This is a genomic window from Thioclava sp. L04-15, from assembly GCF_002020275.1.
Classification (GTDB): Bacteria; Pseudomonadota; Alphaproteobacteria; order Rhodobacterales; family Rhodobacteraceae; genus Thioclava; species Thioclava marina.
In genome coordinates, this window is record NZ_MPZW01000001.1 from 311,503 (window position 1) to 325,817 (window position 14,315).

The 14,315-nt window shown below is 66.2% G+C and carries 14 protein-coding genes; 4 read left to right on the plus strand and 10 right to left on the minus strand.

The features are described from left to right. Positions 1-46: 46 nt before the first annotated feature. On the plus strand, positions 47-1,006 hold the full coding sequence (locus tag BMI90_RS01590) for an acetyl-CoA carboxylase carboxyltransferase subunit alpha (RefSeq protein ID WP_078525280.1): 960 nt from the start codon (positions 47-49) through the stop codon (positions 1,004-1,006). Here BMI90_RS01590 and BMI90_RS01595 read toward each other — a convergent pair whose 3' ends face one another. From BMI90_RS01595 to BMI90_RS01610, 4 genes are all read right to left on the minus strand, one after another. Next, complete coding sequence (locus BMI90_RS01595) at positions 1,007-1,612, minus strand: pyridoxamine 5'-phosphate oxidase family protein (protein WP_078527150.1); 606 nt, start codon at positions 1,610-1,612, stop codon at positions 1,007-1,009. A gap of 68 nt (positions 1,613-1,680) precedes the next feature. After that, entirely contained in the window at positions 1,681-2,451 is a 771-nt protein-coding gene (locus BMI90_RS01600; protein ID WP_078525282.1) for a 1-acyl-sn-glycerol-3-phosphate acyltransferase, read from the minus strand. Continuing rightward, the gene (locus BMI90_RS01605; RefSeq protein ID WP_078525286.1) at positions 2,451-3,347 is read right to left on the minus strand and encodes an FtsX-like permease family protein; all 897 of its coding nucleotides are present in this window, start codon (positions 3,345-3,347) and stop codon (positions 2,451-2,453) included. The genes BMI90_RS01600 and BMI90_RS01605 overlap by 1 nt, the downstream gene beginning before the upstream one ends. Continuing rightward, positions 3,347-4,018, minus strand: coding sequence for an ATP-binding cassette domain-containing protein (locus BMI90_RS01610; RefSeq protein ID WP_078525289.1), 672 nt, complete (start codon positions 4,016-4,018; stop codon positions 3,347-3,349). Before BMI90_RS01610 ends, BMI90_RS01605 begins: the two co-directional genes overlap by 1 nt. A 137-nt stretch (positions 4,019-4,155) precedes the next feature. Between BMI90_RS01610 and BMI90_RS01615 the strand changes: the two genes are divergently transcribed. After that, the gene (locus tag BMI90_RS01615; RefSeq protein WP_078525292.1) at positions 4,156-5,220 is read left to right on the plus strand and encodes a zinc-ribbon domain-containing protein; all 1,065 of its coding nucleotides are present in this window, start codon (positions 4,156-4,158) and stop codon (positions 5,218-5,220) included. Between the two features lie 118 nt (positions 5,221-5,338). Here BMI90_RS01615 and BMI90_RS01620 read toward each other — a convergent pair whose 3' ends face one another. Genes BMI90_RS01620 through argH form a run of 5 tightly spaced genes read right to left on the minus strand, consistent with a single transcriptional unit; the run spans position 5,339 to position 11,137 of the window. Beyond that, complete coding sequence (locus tag BMI90_RS01620; protein WP_246831473.1) at positions 5,339-8,110, minus strand: DUF4175 domain-containing protein; 2,772 nt, start codon at positions 8,108-8,110, stop codon at positions 5,339-5,341. Between the two features lie 38 nt (positions 8,111-8,148). Further along, positions 8,149-9,414 carry a diaminopimelate decarboxylase gene (lysA, locus tag BMI90_RS01625; RefSeq protein ID WP_078525294.1) on the minus strand — a complete coding sequence of 422 codons (1,266 nt, stop codon included), beginning with the start codon at positions 9,412-9,414 and terminating at the stop codon, positions 8,149-8,151. Between the two features lie 39 nt (positions 9,415-9,453). Then, the gene (locus BMI90_RS19040; RefSeq protein WP_281251060.1) at positions 9,454-9,579 is read right to left on the minus strand and encodes a hypothetical protein; all 126 of its coding nucleotides are present in this window, start codon (positions 9,577-9,579) and stop codon (positions 9,454-9,456) included. Next, positions 9,576-9,734, minus strand: a complete 159-nt coding sequence (locus tag BMI90_RS18675; protein ID WP_158521684.1) for a hypothetical protein — start codon at positions 9,732-9,734, stop codon at positions 9,576-9,578. The genes BMI90_RS19040 and BMI90_RS18675 overlap by 4 nt, the downstream gene beginning before the upstream one ends. Next, a complete protein-coding gene (gene argH / locus BMI90_RS01630; RefSeq protein WP_078525297.1) occupies positions 9,731-11,137 on the minus strand; it encodes an argininosuccinate lyase in 1,407 nt (468 codons plus the stop codon). Before argH ends, BMI90_RS18675 begins: the two co-directional genes overlap by 4 nt. Positions 11,138-11,163: 26 nt before the next feature. Here argH and BMI90_RS01635 point away from each other — a divergent pair, with 26 nt between their 5' ends. Beyond that, on the plus strand, positions 11,164-11,712 hold the full coding sequence (locus BMI90_RS01635; protein WP_078525300.1) for a TlpA disulfide reductase family protein: 549 nt from the start codon (positions 11,164-11,166) through the stop codon (positions 11,710-11,712). Positions 11,713-12,024: 312 nt separating this feature from the next. Here the strand turns inward: BMI90_RS01635 and BMI90_RS01640 are convergent, their stop codons facing one another. Then, positions 12,025-13,266, minus strand: a complete 1,242-nt coding sequence (locus BMI90_RS01640) for a PAS domain-containing protein (protein WP_078525302.1) — start codon at positions 13,264-13,266, stop codon at positions 12,025-12,027. A gap of 184 nt (positions 13,267-13,450) precedes the next feature. On the opposite strand from BMI90_RS01640, the gene BMI90_RS01645 reads away from it, so the two are divergent. Beyond that, a complete protein-coding gene (locus BMI90_RS01645) occupies positions 13,451-14,296 on the plus strand; it encodes an EAL domain-containing protein (protein ID WP_078525304.1) in 846 nt (281 codons plus the stop codon). Positions 14,297-14,315: the final 19 nt, after the last annotated feature.

Consider the following 14,315-nt stretch of genomic DNA (forward strand, 5'->3'; position numbering starts at 1 on the left):
CCCCGACCAAGACATACAGGCCCGAGTTTCGGATGCGGAGTGATCCATGACCTATCTTGAATTCGAAAAGCCCCTGGCGGAAATCGAAGGCAAGGCCGAAGAGCTGCGCGCGCTCGCCCGGCAGAACGAGGAGATGGATGTCGAGAAAGAGGCTGCGGCCCTCGACAAAAAGGCCGAGGGCATGTTGCGCGACCTCTACAAGGACCTCTCGCCCTGGCGCAAATGCCAGGTCGCGCGCCACCCCGACCGTCCGCATTGCAAGGATTACATCGACCAGCTCTTCACCGAGTTCACGCCGCTCGCGGGCGATCGCAACTTCGCCGACGACCACGCGGTGATGGGCGGTCTCGCACGGCTCGGCGACAAGCCGGTGATGGTGATCGGCCACGAGAAGGGCCACGACACCGCCTCGCGCATCGAGCGCAATTTCGGCATGGCCCGTCCCGAGGGCTACCGCAAGGCGATCCGCCTGATGGACATGGCCGCTCGCTTCGGCCTGCCGGTCGTGGCGCTGATCGACACCCCCGGCGCCTATCCCGGCAAAGGCGCGGAAGAGCGCGGCCAGTCCGAGGCCATCGCCCGCTCGACCGAGAAATGCCTGCAGATCGGCGTGCCGCTCGTGTCGGTGATCATCGGCGAGGGCGGCTCCGGCGGCGCCGTGGCCTTCGCCACCGGCGACCGGGTCGCGATGCTCGAACATTCCGTCTATTCGGTGATCTCGCCTGAAGGCTGCGCCTCGATCCTGTGGAAGGATGCCGAGAAGATGCGCGAAGCCGCCGAGGCGCTGCGCCTGACCGCGCAGGACCTCAAGAAGCTCGGCGTGATCGACCGCATCATCAAGGAACCGATGGGCGGCGCGCAGCGCGACAAACAGGCTGCGATCGCCTCGGTGGGCTCGGAAATCTCGCTGATGCTGGCCGAGCTCGAAGGCAAGAAGCCCGCCGAACTGATCAAGGCGCGGCGCAAGAAATTCCTCGACATGGGGTCGAAGGGCCTCTCGGCCTGATCACCACATCGTCCTGGCGGCGCGCCCCGGCCAGTCCCGGTCATAGCCCGCGCCGTCGAAATCGCCTTCGCTGATCTCGCGCAGCATGTCGCCCACCGTGGGCAACCCTCCCGAGAGATCCCCCTCACGCCAGAGCCCCGCGCGCATCACCGCGCGGGCGCATTGCGAATAGACCTCCGCAATCGCGATCTCGACCACCGTGCGCGGCTGCTTCCCCTGCTGTTCGAAACGCGCCACCAGCTCGGGATCGGCGCTGATCCGCGCCCGCCCGTTCACCCGGATCACCGTGTTCGACCCGGCAATCATGAACATCAGCGAGACCCGCGGATCCCGAAGGATATTGCGCAGGCTGTCGATCCGCTCATTGCCGCGCCAGTCGGGCAGCAACAGCGTTCCCTCGTCCTCGACGTGCACCACCGGACCGTCATCGCCGCGCGGGCTGCCATCGGTGCCCTCGGGCCCGACCGTCGAGAGCACGCAAAACCGCGAGCGTTCGATCCAGGCCCGATAGGCAGGGGTCAGGCGCGGCGTGACCTTGATCGCCGCCGCCTCCCCCGGCGTGCCGTAAATCGCCTCGAGATCCTCGATCCGGTCGAGATAGCGCATCGCCATCTCCTTCCTCTTGGCTCAAATATCCCCGCCGGAGGCTCCCGCCCGCGTCACCTTGCGGGCCCTTAGCCGATCTTGAACCCGGCCTCTGCCATCAGCGCATCCGATTGCGGCTCGACCACCGCCTCGATCGCCTTGAGCATCGCCGCGGCATTGCCGTCCGGCTCGATCGGCGGCAGGAACTCGGTCACCGCGACCCCGGACAGGATCGGCCAGCCCCGCTTCGACCAGAAGAGACCGGCATTGGTCGCGACGGGCACCACCGGCAGCCCCGTGGCCTCGGCGATCACGCCCGCCCCCTGCTTGTAGCGGCGGCGCTCTCCGGGCGGCACACGGGTGCCCTCGGGATAGATGATCAGCTGACCGAGGCCATGCGTCGCCCGCGCCTCCTCGACCGCTTCGAGCATCACCTTCATCGCCTCCGATCCTTTCGAACGGTCGATCGGGATGCAGCCCGCCTTATGCGCGAACCAGCCCATGATCGGCACGCGCAGCAGGACCTTCTTCATCACGAAGGCCCGGCGCGGCAGGTGATTGGCGAGGATCAGGATGTCGAAGAAGCTCTGATGTTTCGCGGCCACGATGCAGTCGCCCGTGGGCGGGGTGCCGCGCAGCTCGTAGCGCAGCCCCAGATAGATCCGCGCCATGTCGAGCAGATGCTGCGTCCAGACGCTCGCCGTGCGATGGACCCCCTCGCGCCCGCGCGGCAGCACCTGGAACAGCAGCCCCCAGGCGCCGATCAGCACCGTCGCCAGCGCGATATGGACATAGTAGAGCGCCGTCATCACATAGGTCACCGGCGTTGCCTTCCCGGGAAGGCGCGATTTGTCGGCCATCAGCGAATTCTCCTCAGCATCCGCAGCGCGGCGAAACGCGTTGCGGCAAAAGCCACGATCGCGGCGATCGGCGGAATGATCAATGGCCAGAACCAGCTCAGCCCCGAAAAGCCCAGGCCCGTCAGGAAGCCCCCCGCCGCATCGGCCGAAGGCAGGAGCGCGACCGCCACCATCCCCAGCACCACCCCGATCACCGCGCCGATGAGCCCGCGCGTGGTGAACCGGCGCACGAAGGCGCGCGCGATGAAGGCGTCTTTCGCGCCCACGAGCCGCAGCGTCGCGATCACCTGCCCGTTCGCCGCGAGTGCCGCCTGCGCGGCCAGCGTGATCATCCCCGCCATCGCCCCGAAGATCAGCAGAAGCGACATCAGGCCAAGCATCCTGAGCCGCTCGGCCGCGGCCACCAGCGGGCGGCGCCAGCGCGTGTGGTCGTCGAAGATCGCACCGGGCGCCTCGGCCTGGAGCCGCAGCCGCAGCCCCTCGGCATCGACGCCTTCAGCGGTTTCGGTCACCGCGATCAGCTTGGGCAGCGGCAGCGCATCGACCGGCAGGTCGGGGCCGAACCAGGGCTTTAGAAGCCCCTTCATTTCCGCGTCGTCCAGCACCCGTGAACTCTCTATCCCCGGGGTCGTCTTGAGCACCTCCTGCACGGCGGCGACCTGCGCCTCCATCTGCTCGGGTGGGGCCGAGATCCGGATCGTGGCCGAGCGCGCAAGGCTGTCGGCCCAGCGATCGGCCAACCGCCCCGTCGCCAGCGACAGCGCCAGTGCAAAGACCGCAAGGAAAGCCATCGCCGCCGCCGTGACCAGCGTCAGACGCGCGGTGAAGCCGGTCGGCGGCACGACCCGGTCGGGCCCGGTCGTCTCGGCACTCAGGATCGCGAAGGTCGTGCGCATCACAGATCCGCCCCCGCCGCTTGCAGATGGCGGTTCGCGATGCGCAGCACACGCGCGGAGACCTGCGCCTTGGTCTGGCGGATCAGGTTCAGGTCATGGGTCGCGATCACCACCGTCTTGCCCATCCGGTTCAGCTCCACCAGCAGCGACAGCAGCCGCAGCGACATCTCCCAGTCGAGATTGCCCGTCGGCTCGTCGGCGAGAATCACGTCAGGCGACATGATCACCGCCCGGGCCAGCGCCGCGCGTTGTCGCTCGCCGCCCGAAAGCTGCGGCGGGCGCGCATTCGCCTGATGCTTGAGCCCGACCCAGCTGAGCAATTCGCGCAGCTGATCCATGTCGGGCGCGCGGTTCGACACCGTCAGTGGCAGCGCCACGTTTTCCTCGACCGACAGGTGATCGAGGAACTGGCAATCCTGATGAACGACCCCGATACGCTGACGCAGGCCCGCGATCTCGTCGCGGCTCATCGCGCGCACGTCCTTGCCAAAGAGCGACAGATGCCCCGCCGAGGGCAGCAATTCCGCATAGCACAGCTTGAGAAAAGTCGTCTTGCCTGCGCCCGAAGGGCCAGTCAGGAAATGGAACGACCCGGGTGCGAGATGCAGATTCATGTCGCTCAAGAGCTCTGCCCCGCTATAGCTCATAGCCACATTTTGCAGCTCGATCACTGCCAGCCCCTTTATTTGGTGCGTTTCAAGCGAGTTTTCCGCCCGTTTTTCTTGGACATTCGCCCAGCGCTTGCTACAACATAAGACAACTGTTGGCCAGAACAGCAAACGACCAACAAGGGCAGGGGTGGGACAGAATGCGGTTGGTTTGCCCCAATTGCGGAGCGCAATACGAAGTCGATGACGCGGTCATTCCCGAAGGTGGGCGCGATGTGCAATGCTCGAATTGCGGCCACGGCTGGTTTCAGCCGAGCAAATCGATGCTGGAGGCCGATGCCGATCCGGTAAGCCCCGATCCGATTCCCGACGAATGGGACGTCGAACCCGCGCCTTTCGCCGCAGCGCCCGCCCCGGAATCCGAGCCCGAAGTCACGCCCGAACCGGAACCAATCGCAACGGCGCCTGAGCCTGAGCCTGAGCCTGAGCCTGAGCCTGAAGAGGATGAGGCTGCCTCCGCCATCTCGGCAATGATGGGCACTCAGCCCGCGCCGGTGCTCGAGGTGCCGCCGGAACCCGAGGACAGTTACGAAGACGACGCATTCACCCCGGCTCCGCAGCCCGGCGTCACCCCGCGCAAGGCGCTCGACGACGGCTTGCTGTCGATCCTGCGCGAAGAGGCCGAGCGCGAAGCGGCCCATCGCCGCGCCGAGGGCGTGAGCGAGCTCGAGACCCAGGAAGAGATGAACCTCGAAGAGGGCGAAAGCTCTGCCGATGCCGAGCAGGCCGCCGCAGCCGCCGCAGCCCAGCTCGCACAGGCCCGCAAGTCGCGCTTCGATTTCAGCGACCTGAGCGAGGAAACCGAGGAGGACCGCGTCGCCGACCTCCTTGCCGAGGAAGAGGACGACCTCCGCGCCGCGCGTGGTCGCGAGCGCCTGCCCGATATCGACGAGATCAACTCGACCCTGACCGCCACCTCCGATCGCGAGGGCGACAGCGTGGCCGAGTTCTCGCCCGAGATGGCCAAGCGCCGTCGAAGCGGGTTCAGCGCGGGTTTTCTCTTCGTGATGGCGATCGCGCTGCTTCTCGCCGCGCTCTACATCTTCGCGCCGACGATCGTGTCGCGCGTCCCCGCGCTCAAGATCCCGCTTCAGGCCTATGTCGTGAACGTGGACGAGGGGCGGATCTGGCTCGACCAGCAGCTGCGCGGGGCGATCCTTCGGCTCCAGCCCGATAACGGCAGCGAGGCCCCGATAACCGAATAAGCGTGCCGCGGGCTGTCCCGGGGCGCGCCGACCTCGTGTCGGGCCGCGCATAAGTTCCGCTTATCTGCCTCTCAAATGCATAAGCGCAGCTTATCGCGCGCCTCCGCGAGACAGGCCCTCAGCCCGCATTCCCGAACTGGTCGAGCAGCCGCTTGAGATAATCGAGCTCTTCCTCGGGGCGCAGCCGGTCGGCGGAGCGGCGACGGATCTCGTCGAGGAGATCCTGCGCGCGGCGATAGACATCCTCGCCCTGCAACATGTCGCGATCGGTGCCGACACGGCTGCCGTCGCCCTGCGAACGGCCCAGCGGATCGCGCGGCATCTCGCGTCCGCCCATCTGGCCTTGCTGGCCCGACTGCTGTTGGCCGGTGTCTCCGGGGGTGCCCTGCTGGCGCGCCTGATCCTGACGCATCGCCTGACCGAGCGCGCGCATGCCCTCGCGCAGCGCCTCGATCGCATCGGCCTGCCGGTCGATCGCTCGGGAATTGTCGCCCTCGCGCAGGGCTTCCTCGGCCTGATCCATCGCGCGGCCCGCCTCGTCGAAGCGCTTTTCGGCCTGCTGGCCCGCCTCGTTGCCGAAGCCCGGCAACAGACCGCGCTGACGGTCGAGCTCGCGGCGCAGCGCGCGCTGGCGATCGGCGAGGCTCTGGCCGTCCACACCGCCCTGCCCGCCTTCGAGACCGGGCTGGTCGCCTTGTCCCTGACCGTCACGCTGGGCCTGGCCATCCTGCCCCTCGCCCTGCCCTTGCTGGTCGCCCGGCTGCTGGCCCTGACCCTGCTGGCCCTGCCCCTGCTGCTGGCCTTCGCCCTGCGGCATGCCCTGACCTTGCTGCGGGCTCTGGCCCTGCTGACCTTGCTGGCCCTGCTGTTCGGCCTGACGCTGGCGTTCCTCGGGCGTCATGAACTGGTCCTGCAAATTGCGGAACGCATCGTCGGAGAGCTCCTGCTGCTTGCGCAGCGTGTCCTGCATGTCGCGCATCGCCTGACCGCCGGGCATGTCGCCCTGACCGCCCTGCCCCTGCTGGACCTTGAGGTTCTCCATCATCCGGGCGAGCTGATCCAAGAGCTCCTGCGCCTCGGCCATCCGGCCCTCCTCCATCAGCTTCTGGATCTGGTCCATCATCTGCTGGATCTGGTCGCCGGTGATCTGCTGGCTGGGCTGGTTCTGCTGGCCGAATTCGGGGCCTTGATCCTGCTCCTGCGCACGCTCGGCGAGCATGCGGATGTAGTTGTCGGTGGCCTCTTTCAGCTCCTGCATGAGCTTTTCGATCTCGTCTTGCGAGGCGCCGTTGCGGATCGCCTCCGAGAGCTTCTGCTGCGCCTGCTGCATCGCGGCCAGCGCATCGGCCAGACCGCCATCCTCGACCAGTTCGGCGATTTTCCACAGGGCTTCGGCTATCTCGTCGCGCGCCTCGGGGCTGAGGTCGGGGTCGTCGAGCCGGCCGATCACGAGGCGGATCATCATGTAGACCTCCTCGCGCTTGATGAAGCCCTCGTGCCGGTTCGAGATCGCCCGCAAAAGCTGATCCGAGACGGCGCGGTTGTCGCGCGACCAAAGGAGATCGCGGCGCACCTCGATCAGGGCGGCGGCGAGCGGGTCGAAGAAGCGCTTGCCGGGCAGGATGATCTCCTGAACGCCGGAGCTGCCGGTCTGGCCGCGGCCGTCCTCGACCTCGAGCGTCAGTTTCACCGGCAGGTTCGCCCAAGGATGCTTGGCCGCGTCTTCGACCAGCGTCTCGGTGAACTCGGCGCGCGAGCCCGAGATCGGCAGCGGCAGATCATAGATGAGATCGTCGCGCGGCTCGGGGTCGATCCTGAGCCCGTAGCGGCGGTCCACCTTGGCCAGATCGAGCGAGATCAGCGCCCGTCCCGAGGTCACGGCGTAATCGTCCTGCGCGGTGAACGGCAGGCTCAGCTTGCCATCGGCGCGGCGCTCGGGCGTGCCCGCGAGGCTGATCGAGGGCGCGGTGTCGGGGCGTACGGCGACGTGGAAGGTGCGCCCGGCCGGCCCCTTCATCGCGATCACCCCGTTGCGCACGGCCTCGAACTCACGGGTTTCGATCCCGGAGGTTTTCTGCGCCGCGCCCTGTTCGGGCAGGGCCGCGGGGTTCGAGACGCTCTCGGAAAAACCGATCGCGCCCGCAGAGCCATAAAGCCGGATCGAGAAGCGGGTGCCTTCGGGCACGATCAGCTCGTCGCCCTCGACCTTGTTGAGATAGAGCCCCGGCTTGCCGGTATAGCGCGGCGGCGAGGCCCAGCCCTCCCAGCTCGGCCCCATCGCGGCCTCGGCCGATCCACTCGTTCCGGGCAGCCCCTCGGTCGGGTTCAAAAGCCGCTGCGGCACGCCGAAGACAATCGCGATCACCAGAGCGGTGAGCGCGGTGATGCGCAGTGCATAGGGGTCGCGGCGGGCGAGATCGGGATCGGGGCGCGGCGCGCGGGCGGCCTGAGCCGCTTTCGCCATGCGCCGCAGATGCGCGGCCCAGAGCGCGCGGGCGGCGGGGTCATCCTGCCCTAGCGCCATCTCGTCGGTGAGCGCGGAGAGCGGCCGCCCCGGAAGCGTCGCATCGAGGCGCGCAATCGCCTCGGCGCGGCTGGGCCAGCGCAATTTCCACAAGCCCCAGCCCAGCGCGATCAGCACCGCCACGAGCGATGCCAGCCAGAACCAGCGCGATTGCGCGCCCAGATAGGCGGGCAGCGCGAAGGCGATGGCGGTGGCGACAAGGGCCAGCAGCGACAGGAGGGGCCAGAAGGCACGAAGCGTGCGTTCAAGCATCAAGCCCGCATGGGTCAGGGCGATCGGACGCGCGAAGGGTACGAGCATCAGCTCCCCATCCACGACCGTCGCCCCGTCGCGCGGCTTGCGTCTGAACCAGTTCCTGACCGGCATGTCTCCCTATCCGTCGGCCCCGATTCCCTGACTACGGATCAGAGCCACTCCGGGATCGTATCGCGGGAGAGCATTTCCTCAAAGCTCGGTCTTGCGCGGATGAGAGCAAATTCGCCGCCCTTGACCAGTACCTCCGGGATCAGGGGGCGGGAATTGTATTCCGAGGACATCACCGCGCCATAGGCACCGGCCGAGCGGAACGCCACCAGATCGCCCGGACCAAGCGGCGTCAGATCGCGCGCCTTGGCGAAGGTGTCGCCGGTCTCGCAGACCGGACCCACGATGTCGTAGGGGGCGGATTCCGTGCCCGCTGCGGGCTCGACCACCGGGATGATGTCGTGATGCGCGCCATACATCGAGGGCCGCACGAGGTCGTTCATCGCCGCATCGAGAATGAGGAAATCGCGCCCCTCGCCTTCCTTCAGCCAGATCACCGAGGAAACGAGAAGCCCGGCATTGCCCGAGATCAGGCGGCCCGGTTCGATCTCGATCTCGCAGCCCAGATCGCCCACGGTGCGCTGGATCACCTGCCCGTATTCGATGGGCAAGGGCGGTGCGGAATTCGAGCGCTCATAGGGAATGCCAAGCCCGCCGCCAAGGTCGAGACGGCGGATGTCGTGGCCGTCTTCGCGCAGGGCCAGCGTGAGATCGCGGACCTTGAGGAAGGCGGCCTCGAAAGGTTCGAGATCGGTCAGCTGCGAGCCAATATGCACGTCGATGCCCACGACCTCGATGCCCGGAAGCTTCGCAGCCTCGGCATAGACGGCGCGGGATTTGGCGATCGGGATGCCGAACTTGTTCTCGGATTTCCCGGTCGCGATCTTCTCATGGGTCTTGGCGTCGACATCGGGGTTCACGCGCAGCGCGATCGGGGCAGTGACACCCATCTTGCTGGCGATTTCCGAGATCGCCAGCAGCTCGGGCTCGGATTCGACGTTGAACTGGCGGATGCCGTTTTCGAGAACGTAAGCGATTTCCTCGCGGGTCTTGCCGACGCCCGAGAACACCACCCGCTCGCCCGGAACGCCTGCCGCCCGCGCCCGGCGATATTCACCGCCCGAGACCACATCCATCCCCGCGCCAAGATCACCCAGCACCTTGAGAACGGCGAGGTTCGAGTTCGACTTGATCGCGAAACAGATCAGGTGATCAGTCCAGCCCAGAGCCTCTTCGAACAGCTTGAAATGGCGCTCCAGCGTGGCGGTCGAATAGACGTAGAAGGGCGTGCCGACAGCCGCCGCGATCTCGGGGATCGGCACGTCCTCGGCATGGAGGATACCGTCGCGATAGAGGAAATGATCCATGGGAGGTCTCGATTGCTGGGCCGGGGTTACTGGGCCGGGTTACTGGGCCGGGGCCGTCTGGGATTGCGCGCTGTCCGCTTGCGACGGCGGGACGGGCTCGCCGTCCACCCCGCAGGCTGCGAGTGCGAAAAGGGCGAGAAGCGCGAGCGTGGCGGGCTTGGTCATGGCGTCACCGACAGTGTCATGATGCCGACCCGCGCGGTCGCGGCGGGGGTGACATGCACCCCGTCGCGATTCAGGCCAATATCGGTATGCAATGTCGGATCTGCGGCGCAGGCGCCGAGCAGGCCGAAAAACGCGAACGGTGCCACGAGTCTCATCCAAGGTGGTCCTTCCAGCGAGCGATCTGGGCGCGCACCTGATCGGGCGCCGTTCCGCCGTAAGATTGCCGCGAGGCGACCGAGTTGTGAACCCCGAGCACGTCGAAGACGCTCTCGGTGATGGCGGCGTTGACCGATTGCATCTCGGCCAGGCTCAGATCGGGCAGATCGCAGCCCTTCTCTTCGGCCATGGCCACCAGCGAGCCGGTCACGTGATGCGCGTCGCGGAAAGGCAGCCCCGCCTCGCGCACCAGCCAGTCGGCCAGATCGGTCGCGGTCGAGAACCCGCCCGAGGCCGCGGCCTCCAGCTTGTCGGCATTGACCACCATGTCCGAGATCATCCCCGCCATCGCGGCAAGCGCCAGCATCAGGTTGTCGGCCGCGTCGAAGACCTGTTCCTTGTCTTCCTGCATGTCCTTGGAATAGGCGAGCGGCAGGCCCTTCATCACCGTGAACAGCGCGACCGAGGCCCCGAGGATGCGGCCGATCTTGGCGCGGATCAGCTCGGCCGCGTCGGGGTTGCGCTTTTGCGGCATGATCGAAGAGCCCGTCGACCACTTGTCCGACATCGCGACGAAGCGGAATTGGGCCGAGGACCAGATCACAAGTTCCTCGGCGAGGCGCGACAGATGCACCGCGCAGATCGAGGCGGCCGAGAGAAATTCCAGCGCGAAATCGCGATCCGAGACCGCGTCGAGCGAATTAGCCATCGGGCGATCGAAGCCAAGCGCGGCGGCCGTCGCATGACGGTCGATCGGGAAGCCGGTGCCGGCGAGCGCCGCGGCCCCGAGCGGGCATTCGTTCATCCGCTTGCGCGCGTCTTCAAAGCGGGATTTGTCGCGCGCGAACATCTCGACATAGGCCATCATGTGATGGCCGAAGGTCACGGGCTGCGCGGTTTGCAGATGGGTGAAGCCGGGCATGACCCAATCGGCGCCCTCCTCGGCCCGGCGCAACGCCGCGCGGATCAGCGCGTCGAGCCCCGAGATCGCGGCGTCGCATTGCTCGCGCACCCAGAGACGGAAATCGGTCGCGACCTGATCGTTGCGCGAGCGCGCAGTGTGCAGACGGCCCGCCGGTTCGCCCACGATCTCCTTCAGCCGCGCCTCGACATTCATGTGGATGTCTTCGAGCGCGGTCGAGAAGGGAAAATCGCCCGCCTCGATTTCTGACAAAACCGTGATCAAGCCTTCCCCGATCGCCTCGGCATCCTTATCAGTAATGATGCCTTGCGCGGCGAGCATCGCTGCGTGGGCCCGGCTGCCGCGGATATCTTGCGCGTAGAGCCGCTGGTCGAACCCGATCGAGGCGTTGATCGCCTCCATGATCGCGTCGGGACCTGCGGCGAAACGCCCGCCCCACATCGCGTTGGAGGCCTTGTTCTCAGCGGTGTCGTCGGTCATGGTTTGGGCCCTTTTACGGAGGCGATATGTTACGTTTTCTCGTCCTTTATACGGCGCTGGCGCTGGGTGCAAATGTTGCGCAGGCCGCAGATCTTGATGCGGTGAAGGATGGGCAGATGGAGTCGCTCGTCACATATTCGAAGCCGCTGCCGCTTCCGCCCTTCTCCTTCACCGACGAGACGGGCGCCGAACACTCGATGAAGGAGTTCGAAGGCAAGGTCGTGCTGATCAACTTCTGGGCCACCTGGTGTCCGCCGTGTCGCGAGGAAATGCCTTCGCTGAACGCGCTGCAAAAAGAGTTCGGGCCCGACGATTTCGCGGTGTTGACGATCGCGACGGGGGGCTCCAACTCGCCCGAGAAAGTCGCCTCCTTCTTTGACAAGGAAGGCATCGACGTCCTGCCGCGCTTTCATGACGACGCGAATTTCGCCGCGCGCGCGATGGGCGTGCTGGGCCTGCCGGTCTCGGTGCTGATCGACCATAATGGCCATGAGGTCGGGCGGATGATCGGCGGGGCGGAGTGGGATTCGCCCGAGGCCAAGAAAGTCATTCAGGCACTGATCGACGACAAGTAAGCGTATCGGCCCGAAGAGCGGGGTCGCGGCACGAGCCGGTGATCCGAGGCCGCGAACGCCAGAGGCGATCGCGGCAAACGGATGCGGGAAATCCGTATGGCCGAGATCTCCCGGGCGGCATTTCCACGGCGGCAGGAGCGCATCTGGCGAACGCTTTGGGGCCCGCGCCATCGTCGGCCCACGTCGCTCGGCCTCTCGCCGCTGGCCCCGCGAGCCCGCGAAAGATAAAGGCGGCATCGGGCGTCATTCAGGCGGCCTGGGCGAACTGCGGGCCCCGCCGCACCGCCACCGTCCCGACCCTGCGTCGCGACGCTAGGCCGCGGCCTGTTCAAGCCGCACGTAGCGCATCAGCGAATGCTCCACCCCCTCGGACAGGCGCATGATCGACTCGAGCCGGGACTTGATATCGTCGTGGAAGGTATCGAGCTGGTCGATCGTGGCGCTGAGCCCTTCGCTCGCATCGCGCATCCGTCCGCACTCGACCCGCCCCAGCACCCGGATCGTATCGAGCCCGAGCATCTGGCGGCGGATATCGCGGCTTTGCTGCGTCATCTGCGCGGCGAAATCGGTGGCCGATTGCATTGCCGCGCGGGCATCCGCGATGCCTTTCGCTTCGAGCTGCGCGAGAAATCTCCGCTCCCCCTCCAGGTCGATCTGCGCATTTGCTTCTTCCTCGCGGAAACCGCGATTCATCTCGGGCAGGATCCGGCTGCACCCAAGCAGAAAGAGCGCGCGCGCCACTTGCCAGGCCATCTGCGCGCAGAGATTGTCGCGCCCGACCACGAATTGACGCAATCGCTCGGAGATCACCACCGAGGAGGCCTTGTAGTTCTCGGAAATCGCCGAGACAGGCCCGCCCGAGGGTTCCAGCCGGGAGGCCACGATGCGCATGTTGTTGGGCACGGATTGCAAGGCTTCGAAACTGCGCAGCAATCCCATCTGCTCCTTCGTCAGCTCCGCCATCGCCTCGTTCATCTCGCCAAGCATGCGCGTGCGCGCATCGTCGGGGCGCCGAAGCTGGCGGTCGCGCTCGGCCAGTTCGAGCGACAGCGCATGGGCCATGAAAGCGGTGTAACTGCCATAGCCGTCGGCCTCTGCCCGGTTGCGCAGGATCGCCACCGATTGTTCGGGGTCGAGCCCCTCGGCCCGTTCACGCGCGGCAATCTCGGAATAGAGTTTCAGCATCCGGCCCGAGAGCGCGCTGGACGGCTTGAGCCGCACCGACAGATAGCCGCCGTCGAACGGCAGCATGACGGCGAAGACCCAGTACCAGCCGCCGTTCTTCGCGCGGTTCTTGACATAGGCGCCCATCGGATGGCCCTTCTGGATCGCGTCCCAGAGCAGGCGGAACACGCCTTTAGGCGTGTCCGGGTGACGCACGAGCTTGTGCGGGGCACCGATCAGTTCGGACCAGTCATAGCCCGAGACCCTGCGAAAGATCTCGTTTCCCGCACGGATCACCCCGCGCGGGTCGGTGCGCGAATAGAACAGCTCATGCAATGCGAAGGGTACTTCCCCGCCAAAGCGGTCGTTCGGATCGGTCTCGGGTTTCATGGCGCGCGGCATCCTACCACCTGAAGATTCGTCGCGAGCCTAGCGCCCGCACCCTTACGATTCCCTTTACGCCCCCGTGCTCACGCAGGCCATTAACCTCAATGCGACGACGCCGGGCGCTCTTTACACCTTCTTAGCCGCTTGGCGCGATGGTGGGCGGCAACGGTGTCGGTCGGAGGGACAGATGACGAATCGAGAGGCGCAAACGGGCAAGGGGGTCAGTCCCGATCTCGACAGCCCGCTGAGCTACGCGGTGGCGGAGCAGGATCGCGCCACCATTTCCATGGTCCGACGCGCGATCGAGCGCCGCGATGTCATGCTCGCCTACCAGCCGGTGATCCAGACCCGACGCCCCGAACAGCCCGCCTTCTACGAGGCGTTGATCCGCGTGCTCGACGACACCGGACGGATCATCCCGGCCAAGGATTTCATCGAGACGGTCGAGATGACGGAGCTTGGACGAAAACTCGACTGCATCGCGCTCGAGATGGGATTGCAGGCTTTGCTCGAACGCGAGGATCTGCGCCTGGCGGTCAACATGTCGGCGCGTTCGATCGGATATCCGAGCTGGATGAAGGCGCTCAATCGCGGACTGGCGATCGACGAGACCATCGCTGACCGGCTGATCCTGGAAATCACCGAAAGCTCGGCCATGCACATGCCCGAGCTGGTGACGGTCTTCATGGAGGATCTGCAGGCGCGCGGGGTGAGCTTCGCGCTCGACGATTTCGGCGCCGGCCACACCTCGTTTCGATACCTGCGCGATTTCTACTTCGACATCCTCAAGATCGATGGACAGTTCATCCGCGGCATCGCGATCGACCCCGACAATCAGGCGCTGACGAAATCGCTGCTCGATATCGCGCGCCATTTCGAGATGTTCACCGTGGCCGAAACAGTGGAGTGCAGCGCCGATGCCGATTATCTGGCCACATTGGGCGTCGATTGCATGCAAGGATTTTATTTTGGCGCCCCCACCGTGCATCCGGCATGGGAGCTGCAATCAGCTTCGGGGCGAAAGACTGCATGAGTTTGAGCGTCCATTTGCG

Coding starts and splice junctions, on each gene's coding strand:
- BMI90_RS01595 (WP_078527150.1), bottom strand. CDS start 1,612: ATGCGCTATCTCGACCGGATCGAGGATCTCGAGGCGATTTACGGCACG.
- BMI90_RS01640 (WP_078525302.1), bottom strand. CDS start 13,266: ATGAAACCCGAGACCGATCCGAACGACCGCTTTGGCGGGGAAGTACCC.
- lysA (WP_078525294.1), bottom strand. CDS start 9,414: ATGGATCATTTCCTCTATCGCGACGGTATCCTCCATGCCGAGGACGTG.
- BMI90_RS01590 (WP_078525280.1), top strand. CDS start 47: ATGACCTATCTTGAATTCGAAAAGCCCCTGGCGGAAATCGAAGGCAAG.
- BMI90_RS19040 (WP_281251060.1), bottom strand. CDS start 9,579: ATGACCAAGCCCGCCACGCTCGCGCTTCTCGCCCTTTTCGCACTCGCA.
- BMI90_RS01620 (WP_246831473.1), bottom strand. CDS start 8,110: ATGCCGGTCAGGAACTGGTTCAGACGCAAGCCGCGCGACGGGGCGACG.
- BMI90_RS01635 (WP_078525300.1), top strand. CDS start 11,164: ATGTTACGTTTTCTCGTCCTTTATACGGCGCTGGCGCTGGGTGCAAAT.
- BMI90_RS01645 (WP_078525304.1), top strand. CDS start 13,451: ATGACGAATCGAGAGGCGCAAACGGGCAAGGGGGTCAGTCCCGATCTC.
- BMI90_RS01615 (WP_078525292.1), top strand. CDS start 4,156: ATGCGGTTGGTTTGCCCCAATTGCGGAGCGCAATACGAAGTCGATGAC.
- argH (WP_078525297.1), bottom strand. CDS start 11,137: ATGACCGACGACACCGCTGAGAACAAGGCCTCCAACGCGATGTGGGGC.
- BMI90_RS01605 (WP_078525286.1), bottom strand. CDS start 3,347: ATGCGCACGACCTTCGCGATCCTGAGTGCCGAGACGACCGGGCCCGAC.
- BMI90_RS18675 (WP_158521684.1), bottom strand. CDS start 9,734: ATGAGACTCGTGGCACCGTTCGCGTTTTTCGGCCTGCTCGGCGCCTGC.
- BMI90_RS01600 (WP_078525282.1), bottom strand. CDS start 2,451: ATGGCCGACAAATCGCGCCTTCCCGGGAAGGCAACGCCGGTGACCTAT.